This is a genomic window from Streptomyces sp. SN-593, from assembly GCF_016756395.1.
Lineage (GTDB): Bacteria > Actinomycetota > Actinomycetes > Streptomycetales > Streptomycetaceae > Actinacidiphila > Actinacidiphila reveromycinica.
The window spans coordinates 5,837,456-5,855,047 of the sequence record NZ_AP018365.1 but is presented as its reverse complement, the minus strand read 5'-3'; the positions used below and the strand labels follow the sequence as shown (position 1 = coordinate 5,855,047).

15 protein-coding genes are annotated in these 17,592 nt (G+C 73.6%); 9 read left to right on the top strand and 6 right to left on the bottom strand.

The genetic code is table 11. The features are described 5' to 3' along the window. Position 1: 1 nt before the first annotated feature. Genes RVR_RS25030 through RVR_RS25010 form a run of 5 tightly spaced genes read left to right on the top strand, consistent with a single transcriptional unit; the run spans position 2 to position 4,042 of the window. Positions 2-436 (top strand): roadblock/LC7 domain-containing protein, encoded by a 435-nt coding sequence (locus tag RVR_RS25030; RefSeq protein ID WP_202236174.1) that lies wholly within the window; start codon positions 2-4, stop codon positions 434-436. 23 nt (positions 437-459) lie between these two features. Continuing rightward, positions 460-783, top strand: a complete 324-nt coding sequence (locus tag RVR_RS25025) for a DUF742 domain-containing protein (protein ID WP_237404942.1) — start codon at positions 460-462, stop codon at positions 781-783. Beyond that, a complete protein-coding gene (locus RVR_RS25020; RefSeq protein WP_202236172.1) occupies positions 761-1,456 on the top strand; it encodes a GTP-binding protein in 696 nt (231 codons plus the stop codon). Before RVR_RS25025 ends, RVR_RS25020 begins: the two co-directional genes overlap by 23 nt. Beyond that, positions 1,453-2,781, top strand: a complete 1,329-nt coding sequence (locus RVR_RS25015) for a cytochrome P450 (protein ID WP_202236171.1) — start codon at positions 1,453-1,455, stop codon at positions 2,779-2,781. The genes RVR_RS25020 and RVR_RS25015 overlap by 4 nt, the downstream gene beginning before the upstream one ends. A gap of 16 nt (positions 2,782-2,797) precedes the next feature. Beyond that, positions 2,798-4,042 (top strand): cytochrome P450 family protein, encoded by a 1,245-nt coding sequence (locus RVR_RS25010; RefSeq protein WP_202236170.1) that lies wholly within the window; start codon positions 2,798-2,800, stop codon positions 4,040-4,042. 144 nt (positions 4,043-4,186) lie between these two features. Here RVR_RS25010 and RVR_RS25005 read toward each other — a convergent pair whose 3' ends face one another. Next, positions 4,187-7,621, bottom strand: coding sequence for a glycoside hydrolase family 3 C-terminal domain-containing protein (locus tag RVR_RS25005; RefSeq protein ID WP_202236169.1), 3,435 nt, complete (start codon positions 7,619-7,621; stop codon positions 4,187-4,189). A 282-nt stretch (positions 7,622-7,903) separates the two neighbouring features. Between RVR_RS25005 and RVR_RS25000 the strand changes: the two genes are divergently transcribed. After that, the gene (locus tag RVR_RS25000) at positions 7,904-9,370 is read left to right on the top strand and encodes a PE-PGRS family protein (protein WP_202236168.1); all 1,467 of its coding nucleotides are present in this window, start codon (positions 7,904-7,906) and stop codon (positions 9,368-9,370) included. A gap of 9 nt (positions 9,371-9,379) precedes the next feature. Further along, the gene (locus RVR_RS24995) at positions 9,380-9,958 is read left to right on the top strand and encodes a hypothetical protein (protein WP_202236167.1); all 579 of its coding nucleotides are present in this window, start codon (positions 9,380-9,382) and stop codon (positions 9,956-9,958) included. A gap of 9 nt (positions 9,959-9,967) precedes the next feature. On the opposite strand, the gene RVR_RS24990 is transcribed toward RVR_RS24995, so the two are convergent. Next, the gene (locus RVR_RS24990) at positions 9,968-10,918 is read right to left on the bottom strand and encodes an oxidoreductase (protein WP_202236166.1); all 951 of its coding nucleotides are present in this window, start codon (positions 10,916-10,918) and stop codon (positions 9,968-9,970) included. A gap of 24 nt (positions 10,919-10,942) precedes the next feature. On the opposite strand from RVR_RS24990, the gene RVR_RS24985 reads away from it, so the two are divergent. Continuing rightward, entirely contained in the window at positions 10,943-11,830 is an 888-nt protein-coding gene (locus RVR_RS24985; protein ID WP_202236165.1) for a MurR/RpiR family transcriptional regulator, read from the top strand. Further along, on the top strand, positions 11,830-12,687 hold the full coding sequence (locus tag RVR_RS24980; protein WP_202236164.1) for a DMT family transporter: 858 nt from the start codon (positions 11,830-11,832) through the stop codon (positions 12,685-12,687). The genes RVR_RS24985 and RVR_RS24980 overlap by 1 nt, the downstream gene beginning before the upstream one ends. 51 nt (positions 12,688-12,738) lie before the next feature. Here RVR_RS24980 and RVR_RS24975 read toward each other — a convergent pair whose 3' ends face one another. The 4 genes from RVR_RS24975 to RVR_RS24960 all read right to left on the bottom strand — a co-directional run bounded on the left by RVR_RS24975 (position 12,739) and on the right by RVR_RS24960 (position 17,242). Continuing rightward, positions 12,739-13,596 carry a hypothetical protein gene (locus RVR_RS24975; protein WP_202236163.1) on the bottom strand — a complete coding sequence of 286 codons (858 nt, stop codon included), beginning with the start codon at positions 13,594-13,596 and terminating at the stop codon, positions 12,739-12,741. Between the two features lie 46 nt (positions 13,597-13,642). Further along, positions 13,643-13,891: a hypothetical protein gene (locus tag RVR_RS24970; RefSeq protein WP_202236162.1), complete on the bottom strand. Its 249-nt coding sequence runs from the start codon at positions 13,889-13,891 to the stop codon at positions 13,643-13,645. Between the two features lie 255 nt (positions 13,892-14,146). Continuing rightward, the gene (locus RVR_RS24965; RefSeq protein ID WP_202236161.1) at positions 14,147-16,081 is read right to left on the bottom strand and encodes an aromatic amino acid lyase; all 1,935 of its coding nucleotides are present in this window, start codon (positions 16,079-16,081) and stop codon (positions 14,147-14,149) included. Between the two features lie 186 nt (positions 16,082-16,267). Further along, entirely contained in the window at positions 16,268-17,242 is a 975-nt protein-coding gene (locus RVR_RS24960) for an ABC transporter substrate-binding protein (RefSeq protein WP_202236160.1), read from the bottom strand. Between the last annotated feature and the right edge of the window lie 350 nt (positions 17,243-17,592).

Sequence of the window (17,592 nt, the reverse complement as noted above, 5' to 3'; positions counted from 1 at the left end):
CATGCTGAAAGCACACGACGACAACGCGCTGGGGTGGCTGCTCGACGAGCACCTCGGCACGTGCCCGGGCGTGCGGTTCGCCGTCCACATGACCTCCGACGGCCTGCTCAGCTCGTACACCAAGACCATCGACAAGGACACCGGGGACAAGCTCGCGGCCGTGACGGCGGCGCTGCGGGCGGCCGGGCTGGCCTGGGCCGAGGTCACCGGGCGGCGGGGCGACGCCAACGCCGTGCGCCAGCACCTGATCGAGACCGACCAGTGGATCGGGCTGACCTCGGCCGCCGCGGAGAACTCGCTGCTGGCGGTCTGCGCCGAGCCGGACAGCGACATCGGCCTGATCAGCGAGCGGATGAACGCGCTCGCGCAGCGGGTCGGCCACGAGCTGGCCAGCAGGGAGCGCCGACCCGTCGGCGAGGGCGGCAGGTCGAGGTGAGCGGACCGCGGCGGGATCCGGACGTGGTCCGGCCCTACGTCCGCACCGGGGGGCGCAGCCGCCCCTCGCGGGACGTGCGCCTGGAGTCCCTGGTGATCGCCGCGCCCGCCCCGGTGCAGGGTCTGGAGCCGGACGCCCGCCGGGTGTTCGCCCTGTGCCGCGGCGGCGTGATGGCGGTCGCGGAGATCGCCGCCGCGCTGGAACTGCCGCCGTCCGTGGTCAGGATCCTGGTCTCCGGTCTGATCGACTCCGGCCACCTCGCGGCGCCGACCCGCCGCTCCCGCGCCGACGCGCCGTCCATCGAACTGCTGAAGGAAGTACTGCATGGCCTCCGCTCCATCGCCTGACACCGACCGGTCGCGATCGGCCGGCCCGCCCGGCGGCGGCGCCGCCCCGCCCGGCGCCGACGACCCGCCGGGTCACGACGGCGCCGTGCCGCCGCCCGACTTCGACTACCTCCCCTCCACCGTCACCCGCTCGGCGAAACTGCTGGTCACCGGGCCGTTCGGGGTCGGCAAGACCACGCTGGTGGGCACCGTCGCGCCCCTGGTGCTGCGGATGGACGAGGCCATGACCGAGGCGAGCCTCGGCGTGGACGACCTGCGCGGCACCCCGGAGAAGACCACCACCACCGTGGCCATGGACTTCGGCCGGCTGCACCTCAACGAGAGCCTGGTGCTGTACCTGTTCGGCACCCCCGGCCAGGTCCGCTTCCGGCCGCTGTGGGAGGGGCTGGCCGACGGCGCCCTCGGCGCGCTGGTCCTGGTGGACACCCGGGACCTGGACCGCTGCCACGACGTGCTGGACCTGCTGGAGGAGTACGGCACCCCGTACGCGGTGGCGGTCAACCGCTTCGACGACGGGACGGACTACCCGCTCCACGAGGTCCGCCAGGCCCTGGACCTGGCGGAGGCGACCCCGCTGACCACGTGCGACGCGCGGGACCGGCAGAGCTGCGTGGGCGCCCTGATCACGCTCGTCGAGTACCTGTCCGCACGCCGACTGGAGCCCAGCCCGTGACGTCCCCGCCCCGCACCGGACCCGCGCCGGCCGACCCCGCGCCAGGCCGGCGCGTGCCGCTGCACACCCAGGAGTTCGCCTCCGACCCGCACGCCGCCTACGACCGGATGCGGGCGGAGTTCGGCCCGCTGGTGCCGGTGGAGCTGGCGCCCGGTGTCCCGGCGACCCTCGTCATCGGGTACGCGCAGGCGCTGCGCATCCTCAACGACCCGCAGCGCTTCCCGGCCGACCCGCGGGTGTGGCAGCGCGACGTGCCCGACGACTGCCCGGTGAAGCCGATGATGGAGTGGCGGCCGAACGCGCTGCGCTCGGCGGGCGAGGAGCACCACCGCTACCGCGCGGCGAACACCGCGGGCCTGGACCGGGTCAACCAGCACCAGTTGCGGGCCACCGTCGAGCAGGTGGCCGCCGAGACCATCGGCGCGTTCAGCCCCACCGGGCGGGCCGACCTGCTCACGCAGTACGCCTGGCCGATCGCCTTCCGCGTGCTCAACGAGATGCTGGGCTGCCCGCCGGAGATCGGCCGGCGCGTCGCCGAGGGCATGGCCGCGATCTTCGAGGGCGTGGACGCCGCCGCCGGGAACGTGATGCTCGGCCAGGCGCTGCGCGACCTCACCTCCAGCAAGCGCGCCGCCCCGGGCGCGGACATCACCAGTTGGCTGATCGGCCACCCCGCGGCGCTCACCGACGAGGAGATGGACCACCAGTTGGTCACGCTCTACGGCGCCGGCATCGAGCCGACCACCAACCTGATCACCAACACGCTGCGGCTGCTGCTCACCGACGACCGCTTCTCGGGCGACCTGCACGCCGGCAGCCTGTCGGTGCGCGACGCGCTGGACGAACTGCTGTTCACCGACCCGCCGATGGCGTCGTACTGCGTCTCCTACCCGCCCCGGGCGGTGGACGTCGAGGGAGTGGTGCTGCCCGCGCACCAGCCCGTGGTCATCTGCATGTCCGCCGCGAACAACGACCCGTCGATCGTCGGCCCGCCCTCCCGCCGGGTCGGCAACCGCGCGCACCTGGCCTGGAGCAACGGCCCGCACGCCTGCCCGGCCAAGTCGCACGCGTACCTGATCGCCGAGACCGCGCTGGTCCACCTCGTGGACGCGCTGCCGGAGATGGACCTGGCCGTGCCGGCCGAGGAGCTGGCCTGGCGGCCGGGGCCCTGGCACCGCGCGCTGGCCGCGCTGCCGGTCACCTTCCCGCCCGTGCCCGACTCGTCGTCCGCCCCGGACCCGTCGTCCGCCCGGGAGACCTCGTCCGCCCCGGACCGGCCCGCCCCGGACCCGTCCGCCACCGCCCCGCCCGCCTCCCAGAGCTGAACGGAGCACCCCCGCCGTGTCCCAGACCACCCCGCTCGTCCTGGACCCCACCGGTTCCGACCCGGACTCGGAGCACGAGAAGCTGCGCGCCCAGGGCCCCGCCGCCCGCGTCGACATCCTCGGCGTACCGGCCTGGGCCGTCACCGACCCGGTCCTGCTCAAGAAGCTCCTGACCGGTCCCGACGTCTCCAAGGACGCCCGGCGGCACTGGCCGGCGTACGACCACGCGGTGGCGACCTGGCCGCTGGCCCTGTGGGTGTCGGTGCACAACATGTTCACCGCGTACGGCGGCGACCACCGCAGGCTGCGCCGGCTGGTGGCCCCCGCGTTCAGCGCGCGCCGGATATCGGCGCTCGGCGAGCGGGTCGAGCTGATCGTCGCCGCGCTGCTGGACCGGCTCGACGCGCGTGCCGGGGACGCCCCCGGCACGCCGGTGGACGTGCGCGAGCTGTTCGCGTACCCGATCCCGATCCAGGTGATCAGCCATCTGATGGGCCTGCCCGAGGAGCAGCAGGCCGACTTCCGCACCGTGGTGGACGGGGTCTTCTCCACCACCCTCACCCCCGACGAGGCGATGGCCAACACGATCCGCCTGTACGGGGTGCTGGACGACCTCATCGCCGCCAAGCGCGACGCGCCGGGCGACGACATGACGTCGCTGCTGATCGCCGCGCGCGACGACGAGGGCGACGGCTCCGCGCTGGACGAGACCGAGCTGCGCGACACCCTGCTGCTGATGATCAGCGCCGGCTACGAGACCACCGTGAACCTGCTCGACCAGGCGATCGCGGCGCTGCTGACCCACCCCGACCAGCTCGCCCTGGTCCGGTCCGGCGGCTCGGACTGGACCACGGTGGTGGAGGAGACGCTGCGGCTGGAACCGGCCATCAAGAACCTGCCGATGCGCTTCGCGATCCACGACATCCCGCTGCCCGACGGACAGGTGATCGCGGCGGGCGAGCCGATCCTCGCCGCGTACGCCGCCGCCAACCGGCACCCCGACTGGCACGGCGACACCGCCGGGCGGTTCGACGTCACCCGCACCGCGCCCGGTCCCGAGCACCTCGCCTTCGGCCACGGCGTGCACTTCTGCCTCGGTGCCCCGCTGGCCCGGCTGGAGGCGGTGGTCGCGCTGCGCGCGTTCTTCGCCCGCTTCCCCGACGCCCGTCTCGCCACGCCGGCGGGCGCGCTGCCCCGGGTGCCGTCCCTGATCACCAACGGCCACCAGACCCTCCCGGTGGTGCTGCGCCCGGCCGGCTGACCCCGCCTGCCGACGGACGGCGGGGTCAGCCGGAACTCCCGGACGTCCCGCCGCCGTCGGACGTGGCCCGACGCGATCTGTTCCCCACCCGGGCGGCCTGGCGTCTTCCCAGGTGGGTGTTCCCCGCCTCTCCCCGGGGGCGGGTCAGCCCACCGAGATCGCGAACACGTGGATGCCGGAGTCGGCCGGCAGTTTGACCGTCGCCACCGTCTTCGACGGGTCGAGGGCGCCGCCGGTGGTGTAGAGGCTCACCGCGTGGTCGCCGATGGTGTCGGTGGCCGGCCGGTTCCAGTTCGCGGTCGTGACCGCCAACCGGCTGTTGCCACTGGCCGCGTTGGCGTACCAGTCGGGGAAGTCCACCGCGATGTCCGTGCTGGTGCCGTCGGTGTAGGTGACGGTGACCGTGCCGGAGTGCGCGGAGCTGACGCCGGCGCCGAGCAGGCCCAGCCTCGCGCCCTGGCCCCCCACCGCGACGACCTGGCCGTCCGCCGCCACGTTGTCCGGCTGCCCGGGCCGGGTGTCCGGCCAGGTGTAGGACAGCCCGTCCGCCGTGACCGTGGCGCCCGGGGTGTAGCCGACCGCCGCGAGCTGGGTGGCGGAGTAGCTGTAGCCGCCCGGGTCGAGGTTCCCGGTCGACGGGTCGCTGTCGGCGCTGATCCCCTCGTTGTCGTAGGCGGCCGCGACGGTGGCGTACGGCACCACCGTGGTGGCGGTGCCGGTCCTGGTCCGCCGCCCGCCCAGGGTGTAGGTCGCCCTGCCGGTGAGCGTGGTGGACCCGGCGGACGCGTCCGCGGGGGCGGTCACCGTCCACGAGGTGCTGACCGTGGCGTGGGCGCGCACCGTCGGGAACGACGTGGCGGCTCCCTTGGCGGGGGCCGCGCGCCAGCCGGCCGGCACGGACAGCGCGAGCCGGGCCCCGGACACCGCGGAGTCACCGGTGTTGGTGAACGTCTGCCGCACGGTCTGGGTGGTGCCCGCGCCGGTGGTGGGCGCGGCGGTGACGGCGGTGGCCTGGACACCGGCCGTGTGGCGGACGGTCACCGACGCGGTGAGCGGGGTGCTGGCGGAGGACTCGCCGACGTGGATCGGATAGGTGCCGTCCTGCACCGTCCAGTCGTGGGTGGCGCTGTCCCACACCCGCAACGCGTCGGCGCCGAGGGTGAGGCGGACCTGCTTCGTCCGGCCGGGCGCCAGCTCCACCTTGGCGAACGCCTTCAGCTCCTTCGGGGGTTCGCCCGAGCCTGCCGGGTGCCCGAGGTAGACCTGCACGACCTCGGAGCCGGCGCGCTTGCCGGTGTTGGTGACGTCCACCGACAACTGCACCGGCGCGGTGGTGCCGCTGCCGGCGCTCAGCGCGCCCGCACCGGGCGAGCGGACGGTGAGGTGGGAGAGGCGGAAGGTGGTGTAGGACAAGCCGTAGCCGAACGGGAAGAGCGGCGTCTGGTCCTCGTCCTGGTACCACCGGTAGCCCACGTCGAGCTTCTCGCTGTAGTCGTAGACGCCGTTCACCGCCGGGTAGCGGCCGGGGGCCGCGGCGACCGCGGTCTGGGTGTCGGTGCGCGGGAAGCTGACCGGCAGTCGGCCGCCGGGCGAGGCGTCACCGGTCAGCAGCGCGGCGAGCGCGTTGCCGTCCTCCTGGCCCGGATACCACATGTCGAGCACCGCGGGCACGTCGGCGAGCCACGGCATCAGGACCGGGGCCCCGGCCCGCAGCACCACGACCGTCTTCGGGTTCGCGGCCGCCACGGCCGCGATCAGGGCGTCCTCGTTGCCGGGCAGCGCCAGCGTGGTGCGGTCCGAGCCCTCGCTGGAGGAGTCGCCGACCACCACGACCGCGGCGTCCGCGCCCTTCGCGGCGTCCACCGCGGCCTGGATCGTCGGGTCCGGCACCTGCGGCGAGGACCACCCGATGCTCACCGACGCGTCGGAGGCGTTCTCGTAGTACTCCACCCGCAGGGTGTGCGGCTCGCCCGCGGTGAGCTGGACCGGCGTGCCGGCGACCGTGCTGGAGGCGTGGTCGCTCCAGTTGTCGACGACCAGTTTGCCGTCGAGGTAGATCCGGCTGCCGTCGTCGCTGGTCGCGGCGAGGGTGTAGGTGCCGGTGGCGGGCGCGGTGACCGTGCCGGTCCAGCGGACGGAGAACCCGTCGGCCGGGATGCCGTCGGCCGGCGAGCCGGTGCCCCAGTCGAAGTCGATGTCCGGGTCGTCGCGGGTGACGGCCGGGGTGCCGCTGAGCGTGGTGTTGGCGAAGTACTCGCCCTTCAGCCCGCTCAGCGCGGACGCCGGGATCGCCGGGTAGCCGCTGCCGTAGCCGGCCTTGACCGAGGTGATGTCCACCCCGTCGCCCAGCCGCGAGGTCAGCCCGCTGAGCGGATCGACCTTCTTGTACGGGGTGACCTGCGAGCTGCCGCCGCCCCCGGTGACCGCGGTGTCGGCGTTCGGGCCGATCACGGCGAGCGAGGTGAGCTTCTTCGGGTCGAGCGGGAGCACCGCGCCGCTGTTCTTCAGCAGCACGCTGCCGTCCTCGGCGGCGGTCCGGGCGAGCGCGCTGTCCGCGTCGTAGTCGGCCGTCGTCGGCGGGCGCGGGTCGAACTGCCCGGTGCGGAACTCCAGGCGCAGGATGCGCCGGGCCGCGTCGTCGAGCACCGACTGCGGCACCTGCCCGGCGGCGACGGCCTCGGGCAGCCGGGTGAAGTAGCTGGTGCCGGCGAACTCCTGGTCCAGGCCCGCCTCGGCGGAGGCGACGGTGCTGTGGTTGGCGGGGTAGTCGGTGTCCACCACCCCGTCGTACTTCCACTCGTCGATCAGGATGTCCCGCAGGATCTCCGCGTTCTCGCACGCGTAGGTGCCGTTGACCTTGTTGTACGCGCACATCAGGGACCAGACGTGGCCGTCCTTGACCGCCTTCTCGAAGGCGGGCAGGTAGATCTCGTGCAGCGTGCGCTCGTCGATGTCCGAACTGGACGTCGTGCGGGCGTTCTCCTGGTTGTTGCCGGCGAAGTGCTTGACCTGCGCGGCGACCCCCTGGGCCTGGATGCCGCCGATCTCCGAGGCCGCGATGTCGCCGGCGAGTTCGGGGTCCTCGCCGAGCGTCTCGAAGTCGCGGCCGCCCAGCGGGGTGCGCACGATGTTCACCATCGGGCCGTAGACGACCTGGTAGCCGCGGGACCTGGCCTCGGTGCCCATCACCGTGCCGTACCGCTGCGCCAGTTCGGTGTCGAAGGACGCGGCCAGCGAGACCGGAGACGGCAGCGCGGTCGCCGGCTGGCCGTCGCGCACGCCGCTGGGGCCGTCGCTGAACTGCATGCCGGGGATGCCGAGGCGGTCCACGCCGGGGATGTAGCCGGTCGCGTTCGAACCGCTGGGCTTGCCGACGGCGGTCATCAGCGTGGCCTTCTCCGCGTTGGTCATCCGCGCCAGCAGCAGGTCGACCCGTCTCTCCAGCGGGAGCCGGGTGTTCAGCCAGGGCCGCGCGGCGGAGCTGTCCGTGCTCCCCGCGTCGGCGGACGCCGCCGGAATCGCCATCGGTACGGTCAGAGCGACCGCGGCGGTCGCAGCGGCGACCGCGAGCCTTGCCATGCGCATACGATTTCTCCCAGGTGGGAACGACGAGCCCGGTCGTTCGCGGCCGGGGCCGTCTGCGGGTACCGAGTCGCGCTGTGTCCGCGTTCACCGCGTGAACGCAAACGCCTGGAAGTGTGCGCCCGCCCCCCGACACCGTCAAGGAAGTGAACAACCGAACACCCCCCGCGGTCGCCCGGCAGGGGCCGCGCCCCGTCGCCGCCCCGTCGCCCACCGCCCGCTCGACGGAGAACGATAAAATCACCTGTGGTGACGACATGCCTCCGGGGAGGGAACCGCATGGGAGACGGCCGCGACCACTCGATGCGCCAGGTGAACCCCGACGACCTCGAACAACTGGCGCAACTGCTCGACGGCAAGGGGCCGACCAGCCTCGGGAGCCGTACGGAGGCCGCCTTCCGCAGCGCGGCGGCGCTCGACGTCACCTCTCACCTCAGCAGCCTGCGACCGCTCACGGGGTGGGCCCACAGCACGGGGCCCGACCTGCGCCGGCGCGCGGCCCTGGTCCGGATGGACTCCGGCGATCTCACCGGCGCCTTCCTCTGGGCGGGCTTCACCGCGCAGGACCTCGCGCGGTACACGGGCGACAAGATCTCACCCGAACTGGAGCTGATCGCCACCTCCGTCGCCGCCAGCGGCGATCCGAAGGCGATGCAGTTCCAGCGCCGCCCCGACGAGAACCTCGACGACTGGATCGACCGCCTCAAGGCCCAGGCGCTCACGGCGATGCCGGGCCTCCAGCCCTTCGAGCCGGCGGTGCAGACCTTCCTCTCCGACTACGGCGACTGGAAGGACGCCACGGACGCGGCCGGCCACGTCGTCTTCCAGGGCACCCAGTTGACCAAGGTCCTGTTGGGCAATTCCTTCAAGGCGGGCTGGGCGAAGCCGTGGCGGCTGTGGGCGGCGAGCAGGCTTCAGAGCAGCAGCGTGCCCCTGACCGACTGGGCCGCCGCGAGGCTGCTCGGGATGAACACGATCCGATCGCTCAGTGCTCCCGGCTCCTGGCTGCCGAGCAAGCTGACCGCGGGACTGCAACACATCCCCGGGCTGAACGGCGCGATCCGGGACCGGACAAGTGAGATCTGGGACGACCTCCGGCTCAACCGGTTCATGGACGCCGGACGGTGGGGCATCACCCCGAACAGCGTGATCGACACCCTGGTCGGGAGCGACAAGCTGGCGCGGCAGTTCGGCGGCCTCACGCACGCGGGGACACCGGTCCTCCGGGCGGCGCAGGCCGATCTCGGCCGGGTGGGCGTCGCCGCGTACAAGGCCCTGCGCAGCGGCACCGCCTTCGAGAACGTCGCGGCCAAGAGCCGCTACGGCGCGGCCCTCAAGGGGCTGGCCACCGTCGGGGAGACGGCCGGCGTCTTCCGCAGCGCCAACATCGTCACCAGCGTGGCCATGACCGGCATCAGCGCGGCGAACCTGGTGTCGGACGGCAACCCGGTCAAGGCGTTCAAGCGCGAGGGCGCCGGATACGTCGCCGACGCGGCGGACACCGCGTTCAACGCCTCCCTCACCGCCACCCTGATCGCCCCCACACCCGTCACCTTCGGTCTCACCATCGCCACCGGCAGCGTCTACGTCGGGGCGGAGGTCGTGCAGCACTGGGGCGACATCAAGAAGGGCACGTCCAAGGCCACCCACTGGGTGGACACGACCACGAGCAACGTCACCCACGACATCGCCAGCAGCACCACATCCGTGGCGAAGAAGCTGAACCCGACCCACTGGCACTTCTAGGACAGGGACATGAGCGACCTCACCTTCGAACTCGAACCCTTCGAAAACGAAGCCCACAAGGGGTTCCGCGGGACAGCCGGACCGTACGGCGAGGTCATGGCGTACCACATCAAGCCGGTGGCCCCCAACCGCGGGAAGATAGTGCTCCGCTCCCAACTCGTGTCCGAACACCTCCCCGAAGCCCACCTCGACGCCATCGGCGCCGGAGGGAAACCCTCCGTCTACCAGGCCACCCTGGAGATCGACGGCACCCCGGCCAAGCTCAGGTACAACTCCTACGGACTCACCCGCGCCGCCCGTGCCCTCCACATCACCTACGCCGACCGCGCGTACACCTACAGGTACACCACATCCCTGCACGCCAACATCGAACTCAGCCGCCCCGGGCTGCGCATCACCACGAAGGACGGGCGACGGGTCAAGAAGGTGGGCGTGTGCCGCGATGTCTCGGCCCAAGGCGTTGTCGACGAACTCGACCTCGCCCTCGCCGTCCTCTTCGAAGTCGTCTCCACCGAACCACTCGTGCCGGTCGTCGCCGCGCTCTACGCCAGCGACCGGGCCAGTGCCAACAGGGTCGGCAGCGAGTGACCGCCCCACTCACCCCGGCCCCTCGCTCCCCGCGGCCAGCAACGGCACCACGACCTCGCTGATCGGCGTCGCGATCCCGTGGGCGCGGCCGCGCCGCAGGATCACGCCGTTGCGGGTGTCCCACTCCAGCGGTCGCCCCGCCACCCGGTCCGCGAGGATGGAGGTGCCCAGGTCGGCCGGGTAGGACCGGAAGCCGTCCACGATCTCGCGCGGCACCTCGTCCGACAGGTCCGCGCCCTCCGCCCGGGCGACCTGGAGGCCCTCCCGGAGGTAGTCCAGCGCCAGCCGGGCGATGTCCGCGCGGCCGAACACGCCGGCCCGGCGGCCGCTGAGCACCATCAGCCCCGCGGCCGCGTTCTGCAACAGCTTGCGCCAGGCCACGGAGGTGAAGTCCGCGGCCAGTTCGACCGAGCAGCGGGTGCCGCGCAGCGCCTCGCGCACCACCGCGGCCGCCGGCACGTCCGGCAGCGTCAGCCGGGCCGGGCCGCGCAGCCACACCGAGCCGTCGGGCCGCGCCTCGGCCGGGAACCACACGACCGAGGGCAGGACGGCGCACCCGGGGGCGTGCGGCCCGACGGCCGCTTCCTGCTCGACGCCGTTCTGGAGCACGCAGACCACGGTGCCCGGGCGGCACAGCGCCGCCAACCACGGCGCCGCCGCCTCGACCTGGGTCGCCTTGACGGCGAGGAGGACGAGGTCGGCCGGCTCCGCCCCCCGCGCCGGATCGATCCCTACGGGCCCCGGTACCACGACGGAACCCCCGTCATGGCGCAGTTGCAGGTGGTCGCGGGCGGTGCGGCCGTACAACCGCGGGGTGCGGCCGGCCTCGTGGAGCGCGGCGGCGACGGTGGTGCCGATCGCCCCCGGTCCCACGACGGCGACGGCGGGACGGTCGGAGAGGCGCTCGGACAGGTCGGCGGGACGGTCGGAGGCGTGGTGCGGAAACTCGGTCGGAGCCATGGGCGCCACGTTACTCTGTTACGCATGGACAATGACAGCGGTAACGACATTACGCACCGGGGCGACGACCCGCTCACGCGGTGGCTCGGCACCGTGCAGGCCCGCAGCGGCGATCTCGCCGCGAGCGAGGCGAAGGTCGTACGACTCCTGCTCGCCGACCCGCTGTTCGTCGGCACCAGCACCACCGCGCAGGTCGCCGCGCGTGCCGGCGTGTCCGCCCCGAGCGTGGTCCGGGCCGCGCGCGCGATCGGCTACGACGGCTTCACCGAGCTGAAGTTGGCGATCGCCCGCGCCCGCGGTACCACCGGGTTCTTCGCCCCTCCCGCGGCGCTCACCGAGCACGCCACCACCTCGGACGTGGTCGGGTCGGCCGTGCGCACGGGCCACGACGCGCTGGCCGCGCTGGCCGGCGCGCTGGACCCGGCCGCGCTCGACGAGGCGGTCGCCGCGGTACGGCGGGCCGGCCAGGTGCTCGTCATCGGCGCGGGCACGTCCGCGGCGGTCGCCGCGGACGCCGTGTTCCGGCTGCGCGGGCTCGGTGCGCGGGCGGCGGGCATCGCGGACCACGAGTCGGCGATGATCGCGATGCGGCTGCTCGGCCCGGACGACGTCGTCATCGCCGTGAGCTCGACCGGCCGCACCTCCTCGACGGTCGGCGTCGCCGACGCCGCCTGCTCCGCCGGCGCGACGCTGATCGCGATCACCAACCAGTACGGCACGCCGCTGGCGGCCCTCGCCGACATCGCCCTGGTCGTGGGCGGTGCGCCGCTGCCCGCGCAGATGGCCGCCGCGGGCAGCCGGCTCGCCCACCTCGTCGTCGTCGACGCGCTGGCCGCCGCCCTCGCCCTGCGGGACCCGGACCGGCGGCGCCGGGCCGAGCACGCCGGGATCGACCTGCCGAACCTCTCCTGATGCGGCCCGGCACGATAGCCGTCGTGCTCGTCGCCGCGGTCGCGCACGCGGTGTGGAACACCGTCTCGAAGTACAAGCGCGGCGACACCGTGCTGTTCGTGTGGGCCTACACCTGCGCCGCGGCGCTGCTGTGCGTCCCGGTCGGCGTCGTCCCCGTGCTCACCGGCGCGCAGTCCCTCGGCTGGCGGCTCGCGGCCTGCTCGGCCGTCTCCGCGGCCCTGCACGCGGTGTACTCCCTGACCTTGCAGACCGGTTACGACCGTTTCGAACTCGGAGTGGTCTACCCGGTCGCCCGCGGGACCGGGCCGGTGCTCACCATGCTGTTCGCCGTCCTGCTGCTCGGGGAGCGGCCGACGCGGATCGAGGCCCTCGGCGCCGTCATCGTCGTCGTGGGCATGGTCGTGGTCGCCGGCAACCCGTTCCGGGGCGGCGGCGGCCGCCACCCGCTTCGCGGGGTGCTGTGGGGCGCCGCGACCGGTGCCACGATCGCCGCCTACACCCTGTGGGACAGCTACGCGGTCGCGAAGCTGGCCCCGGTGACCTACTTCACCGGGACGTTCCTGCTCCAGGGCCTGGCCATGACCCCGCGCGCACTGCGCCGGCGGGAGGAGATCCCGGCGGCCCTGCGCACGGACGCGGGCCCGGTCCTGACGGTCGCGGTGTTCTCCCCACTGGCCTACATCCTGGTCCTCACCGCCATGCGGACCGCCCCCGTCGCGCTCGTCGCGCCCCTGCGGGAGTCCTCCATCGTCGTCGGCTCCCTCCTCGCCTGGCGGCTCTTCCACGAGGCCCATCTCGCCCGCCGCGTCCTGGGCGCCGCGATCGTCCTCACCGGCATAGCGGCGATCAGCCTCTGACCCCCGTCCGTCCCCGCGGCGGCCGCCCCGCCCCGCTCCGGGCCCCGACGCTCAAGCGGCGGCGTCGGGTGCGAGTTCCGCCCGGTCCGGAAGGAGGTCGGTGAGGCGGGCCCACACCACCGAGGTGCCGACCGGCACGAGGCGCAGGGGGGTCGCGGCGACCACCGCGCCCGGGAGGATCGGTTCCTCGGGCTGTTCACGGACCCAGTACCCGCGGCCGCCGCAGTCCCAGACCGCGAGGGCGCGCAGCGCGGTGACCGGCTCCTCGGACGGAGTCGGCGGAGCCCCCCAGACGACGGTGACCCGCCACGCGCAGTCCAGCGAGCACACCAGGTCGGCGAGCAGGTCGAGTTCGCGGTCCGCGAGGGAGGTGTCCGCGGCGGCGAGGGCGGCTCTGACGACGACGGCGCCGTCGGCCGGCGACGGGGCCGCGCCACCGGTCTGTGCCGCGCCGAGCGCGACGAGCGCCGCGTCCAGCGCCCCCATCGTGGTCTCGATCCGCGCGGGCTCCGGTTCCGGCACGGACACGCCGCGCAGGTTGACCATGCGGGCGATCTCCCAGACCAGGGTGGTGGGGAGGATCGAGAGGTACTCGGACTCCTCCTCTCCGGGCCAGCCGTCGTGGGCGATGACCGCGTTGTCGCCCACGACGAGGCCGTGGTGCACCGGTCCGTGATCGCCGGTGACCTCGATCCGCACGACGGCGCGGGGTTCGGCGAGCGTCCCCGTCAACTCCCTCAGGGCGGGATGGAGTTCGCCCTCGGCTCCGACCAGCCCCAGTTCCTGGAGCTCGACGAGGGAGGGGAACAGCTCCTCGGGCGGGGTCCGGCCGTCGGACAGGTGGCCGAGCACGGCGAGGTGCCGGTCGGCGAGGCGGAATCGGGCGCGGGAACTGTCGTAGGAAGGCATGCGGTGGGGCGCGCTCCTGGTCGGATCGGCCGGCGGGTGCGGCCGGCTACGTGAGCTTGTTCGCGTTCTTCTCGCAGACGCCGGCCTCGGTCCGCAGCGCGGCGGCGACCGTACGACACCTGGTCCGCCACGTGTTCAGCTCGCCGCGGGTGTCGTCGGCGTTCGGGCCGGCCCAGTCCTTCATGGTGCGGGTGGCGTAGGTGTGGGCCGCGTCCGGCAGCGCCTCGATCTCGTCGGCGAGCCCGCGCAACCGGCCGGCCCTGTCCGTCAGTTCCTGGACGCCTTCTGATGCCATGCGTGCCATCCCCCCCGGGTCGGCCTTTACGACGAAAACATGGTCGGCTCCTACCATAGATCGCGTTTCCGACCCGTTCCACAGCGCGTCGCCCCACGGGGCGCGGAGACGGCGTGCGTCGCCGCACCGAGTGCGGCCGGTGCCGTCCGTGCGGGCGCCGTCCCATGCCGGCATCACCCATGCTGGCGCCGTCCCATGCGGGCACCACCCGTGCGGGCGCCGTCGGGGCGGGGCGAGCCGGCGCGCCGCGCACCCTCAGAGCGCGGCGAGGGCGGGGAGGAGGAGGGTGGCGGCGGTCACGTCGGCGGTGAGCGGGCGGTCGCCCGGGCCGGCCGGGAGGGCGGGCGAGGCCAGGACCGCGCGCACCGGGGCGTCCGCCGCCAGCAGCGCCGTCGGCTGGGCGCGCAACGCCCGTACGGCCGCCACGAGTTCGCACGCGAGCACCAGGCGGTAGGCCCCCGCCGCGCGCAGCGCCTGCCGCGCGGCCTGCGAGGCGAAGCTCGCCGCCTCCTCCAGACCGCGGGAGATGACGGCGTGCCCGGCCGAGGCGGGTGCAGAAGCGGCGGCCCGCAGCTCCGCGAGCGCCGAGTTCGCGCTGTACTCCAGGATCATGATCCCCGAGCTGGCCGCCGGCCCGTCGGCGAGGAAGGGCCGCAGTCCGGTGATGTCGGGGTCGCCGAGGTGCCCGAGGCGCGCGGCGGACAGCCGCGCGGTCTGGAGCACGGCCAGCGCCAGTTGGTCCAGCGACAGCCCCAGCGGCGCCGCGAAGAACCCGCCGTGGTGGTAGACCGCGGGACCGCCGTCCGGCCCGCCGTCCTCGCTGATCAGCGGGTTCTCCGGCGGGCAGTTGATCTCCACGCCGACCACCCGGCGCAGCGCGCCCACCGATTCCAGCGCCGGCCCGTGCACCTGCGGGAACGCCCGGAACCCGTACGGGTCCTGGATGCGCCGGGCGGGCACCTGCGGGCGTTCGGGCTGGCCGAGCAGCCGGCGCACCTCGGCGGCGGCGTGCAGCGTCCCGGCGTACGGGCGCAGCGCGTGCACCGGGGCGGCGTACGCCTCCAGGGAGCCGCCGACCGCGGCCAGGGAGAGGGCGGCGACGGCGTGCGAGGCGCGCAGCAGCACGTCCACGTCGTGGCAGACCAGGGCCGCCTGGCCGAGCGCGAGGGCGTTGCTGCTCATCAGGGCGAGCCCGTCGCCGCGCTGGAGGGCGACGGGCGCCGGGCCAGTCGCGGTCGCACTGGTACGCAGCGGCGCGAGCGGGCCCTCGTCGGGGTACGGATCGGCGCGCACGCCCACCCCGGGCCCCGCACCCACCGTCCCCGCACCGGCCCGATCCCCGCCGGCCGGCTCCACTCCGTACGCCTCGACGCCGTACGCCTCGGCGGCGGACGCTTCGGCGGCGGACGACTCGGGAACGGACGACTCGGGAGCGGAGGACTCGACGCCGGGCGGCTCCGCCTGTGCGGGCACATGGTCCGCGGGTATGCCGTCGCCGGGCGCGCGGCCCCGGGTCCCGCCCGCCGGGCGGAGGGCACCCGGCGGCGTCGCCGCGTCGGCTCCCAGCACCTCGGCGCCCCGCGCCCCCGCCCCGATCGGGTCCAGCTCCGGCCCGAGCGGCCCCACCGGGTCGACCAGCCAGGGCCGTTCGCCGATGAGCGTCAGCCCGGTCTGGGCCAGCGCCGTCAGGTCGCCGGTGCCCACCGCCCCGTACTCGTTGACCGCCGGGTGCACGTGCAGCCGCAGCGCCTCGACCATCGCGCGCACCAGGGCGGGTTGCAGTCCGGAGCCGCCGGCCAGCACCTGGTTGGCGCGGACCGCGAGCATCGCGCGGACCTCGCGGGCCGGCAGCAGCGCCCCGACCCCGCCGGCGTGGCTGCGCAGCAGCCGCAGGTCCTGCTCGTCCTTGTCCTCGTCGCTGAGGAAGACCATCCGGTTGGCGCCGACACCGGTGTCGCGGCCGTAGATCCGGCCGGAGGCGGCGAGTTCGCGCGCCGTGTGCCAGGAGCGCTCGGCCCGGGCGTACGCCTCGGGCGGGACGGCGGGCTCGGCCACACCGTCGGCGAGCAGGGCGACACCGTCGGCGTCGAGGCCGAAGCCGTCGAGGACCGCGCCGGGCGCCGCCGCGCGCTGCCGCGCGGGGACGGGCTCGTTGCCGCGGTACGACGACGACTCAGGGGCTGTTCCCATGGTCGCCTCCGGCGGGGGCCGTGCTCAGGGGATGGAACGTGCGTGCGGCACGGCGGAGTCGTCCGTGCGCTTCGAAAGCGTACGCCGGGCCCCCGGCGCGCCGTGCGCCGCCCCCCGGGGTGCCGTGGTAGGGGCACCCCGGGGCCGCCGCGGGCCCGCGCGCGGGCCGGGCGGTGCGGCCGGGGTTCAGCTCGTGATGCCGATCGACTTCAGCCACGCCTGCGCGACCGCCAGCGGGTCCTTCTTGTCGGTCTGCACCTGGGTGTCCAGGTCCAGCAGCTTCGCGGTGTCGAGCTTCGCCGACACGTTGTTGAGCGCGTCCACGCCGGTCTGCGTGAGTCCGGACTTGTAGGTCAGCGGCAGCACGTTGCCGAAGCCGAAGAGGTTCTTCGGGTCCTGGAGCGTGACGAACTTCTCGGCGGTGATCGTCGGGTCCGTGGTGAAGATGTCCGCGGCCTGGACGTTGTCGTTCTTCAGCGCCGACTCGGTGAGCGGGCCGCCGGCGTCGAGCGCCTTGAACGACTTCGGCACCACGTTGTACTCGGACTTCAGGCCGACCAGGCCCTGCTGGCGGGTCTGGAACTCCGGCGAGCCGCCGATCACGATGTCCTTGCTGATCGAGGCGAGGTCGGCGATCGAGGACGAGCCGGTCAGGTGGTACTTCTTCGCGGTGGCGGCGTTGACCGTCACCGAGTCCTTGTCCTGCGCCGGGGAGTCGCTCAGCACGGCGAGCTTCGGGTCCAGCTTCGCGGTGATCGCGGCGTCCGTCTCGGCCGCGGTCTTCGCGACCGCCTTCGGGTCGAGGTACGACAGCAGGGCGCCGTTGAACTCCGGCAGCACCGTCAGCGTGCCGTTCTTCATCATCCCGTAGGTGGTCTCGCGGGTGCCGATGTTGAGCTTGTAGCTGACCTTGATGCCCTTGGCCTTGAGGGTCTCGCCGTAGATGTAGGCGAGCACGGTGCTCTCGGCGAAGTTGTTGGAGCCGACGACCACGGTACCGCCGGACGCCTTCTTCCCGGCCAGCGGGTCCCCGCTGCCGCTGTCGTCCGAGGAGGAGGAACAGCCCGCCAGCAGGGGCGCTGCCACGGCAGCGACGACCGCCACCGCGGCCACTCGGCGGTAAGTCGGGCTGGAGAAGGTGCTGTTCTCACGAGTTGTCACGGTTTTCGCTTCCGGCTCGGTGTTCGAAAGATGATCAACGATGTTCGAAACATGCCTGCCGACGATCCAATCCAGGTGCTTCCGGCACAGTCAAGTGATGCCTGGTCACCGATTGGCATCGGCACGGGCGCGACACCGGCCCCGAGCGCCCGGAAAACTGGTCCTGACCTGCGAAGAAGACGGCTTTCTGCGGACACGGCACGGTACGGGCTTAACAGGATCTTGATCTGGCGGCCAGCTACCCGACGACAAGACGAGGTAGTCTCCCCGCAGTTGGCGACCATTCCCGGACTGACACGGGGAGTTTTTCGGCCACTTCCGCGCGACTACAGTGACGTAAGTGGTCAAAG

What these genes read in the sequence shown, in the direction of transcription:
- RVR_RS24990 (WP_202236166.1), bottom strand. Translation starts at nt 10,918, where the DNA reads ATGGCTCCGACCGAGTTTCCGCACCACGCCTCCGACCGTCCCGCCGAC.
- RVR_RS25005 (WP_202236169.1), bottom strand. Translation starts at nt 7,621, where the DNA reads ATGGCAAGGCTCGCGGTCGCCGCTGCGACCGCCGCGGTCGCTCTGACC.
- RVR_RS25000 (WP_202236168.1), top strand. Translation starts at nt 7,904, where the DNA reads ATGGGAGACGGCCGCGACCACTCGATGCGCCAGGTGAACCCCGACGAC.
- RVR_RS24975 (WP_202236163.1), bottom strand. Translation starts at nt 13,596, where the DNA reads ATGCCTTCCTACGACAGTTCCCGCGCCCGATTCCGCCTCGCCGACCGG.
- RVR_RS24965 (WP_202236161.1), bottom strand. Translation starts at nt 16,081, where the DNA reads ATGGGAACAGCCCCTGAGTCGTCGTCGTACCGCGGCAACGAGCCCGTC.
- RVR_RS25030 (WP_202236174.1), top strand. Translation starts at nt 2, where the DNA reads ATGCTGAAAGCACACGACGACAACGCGCTGGGGTGGCTGCTCGACGAG.
- RVR_RS24980 (WP_202236164.1), top strand. Translation starts at nt 11,830, where the DNA reads ATGCGGCCCGGCACGATAGCCGTCGTGCTCGTCGCCGCGGTCGCGCAC.
- RVR_RS24985 (WP_202236165.1), top strand. Translation starts at nt 10,943, where the DNA reads ATGGACAATGACAGCGGTAACGACATTACGCACCGGGGCGACGACCCG.
- RVR_RS24995 (WP_202236167.1), top strand. Translation starts at nt 9,380, where the DNA reads ATGAGCGACCTCACCTTCGAACTCGAACCCTTCGAAAACGAAGCCCAC.
- RVR_RS24970 (WP_202236162.1), bottom strand. Translation starts at nt 13,891, where the DNA reads ATGGCATCAGAAGGCGTCCAGGAACTGACGGACAGGGCCGGCCGGTTG.
- RVR_RS25020 (WP_202236172.1), top strand. Translation starts at nt 761, where the DNA reads ATGGCCTCCGCTCCATCGCCTGACACCGACCGGTCGCGATCGGCCGGC.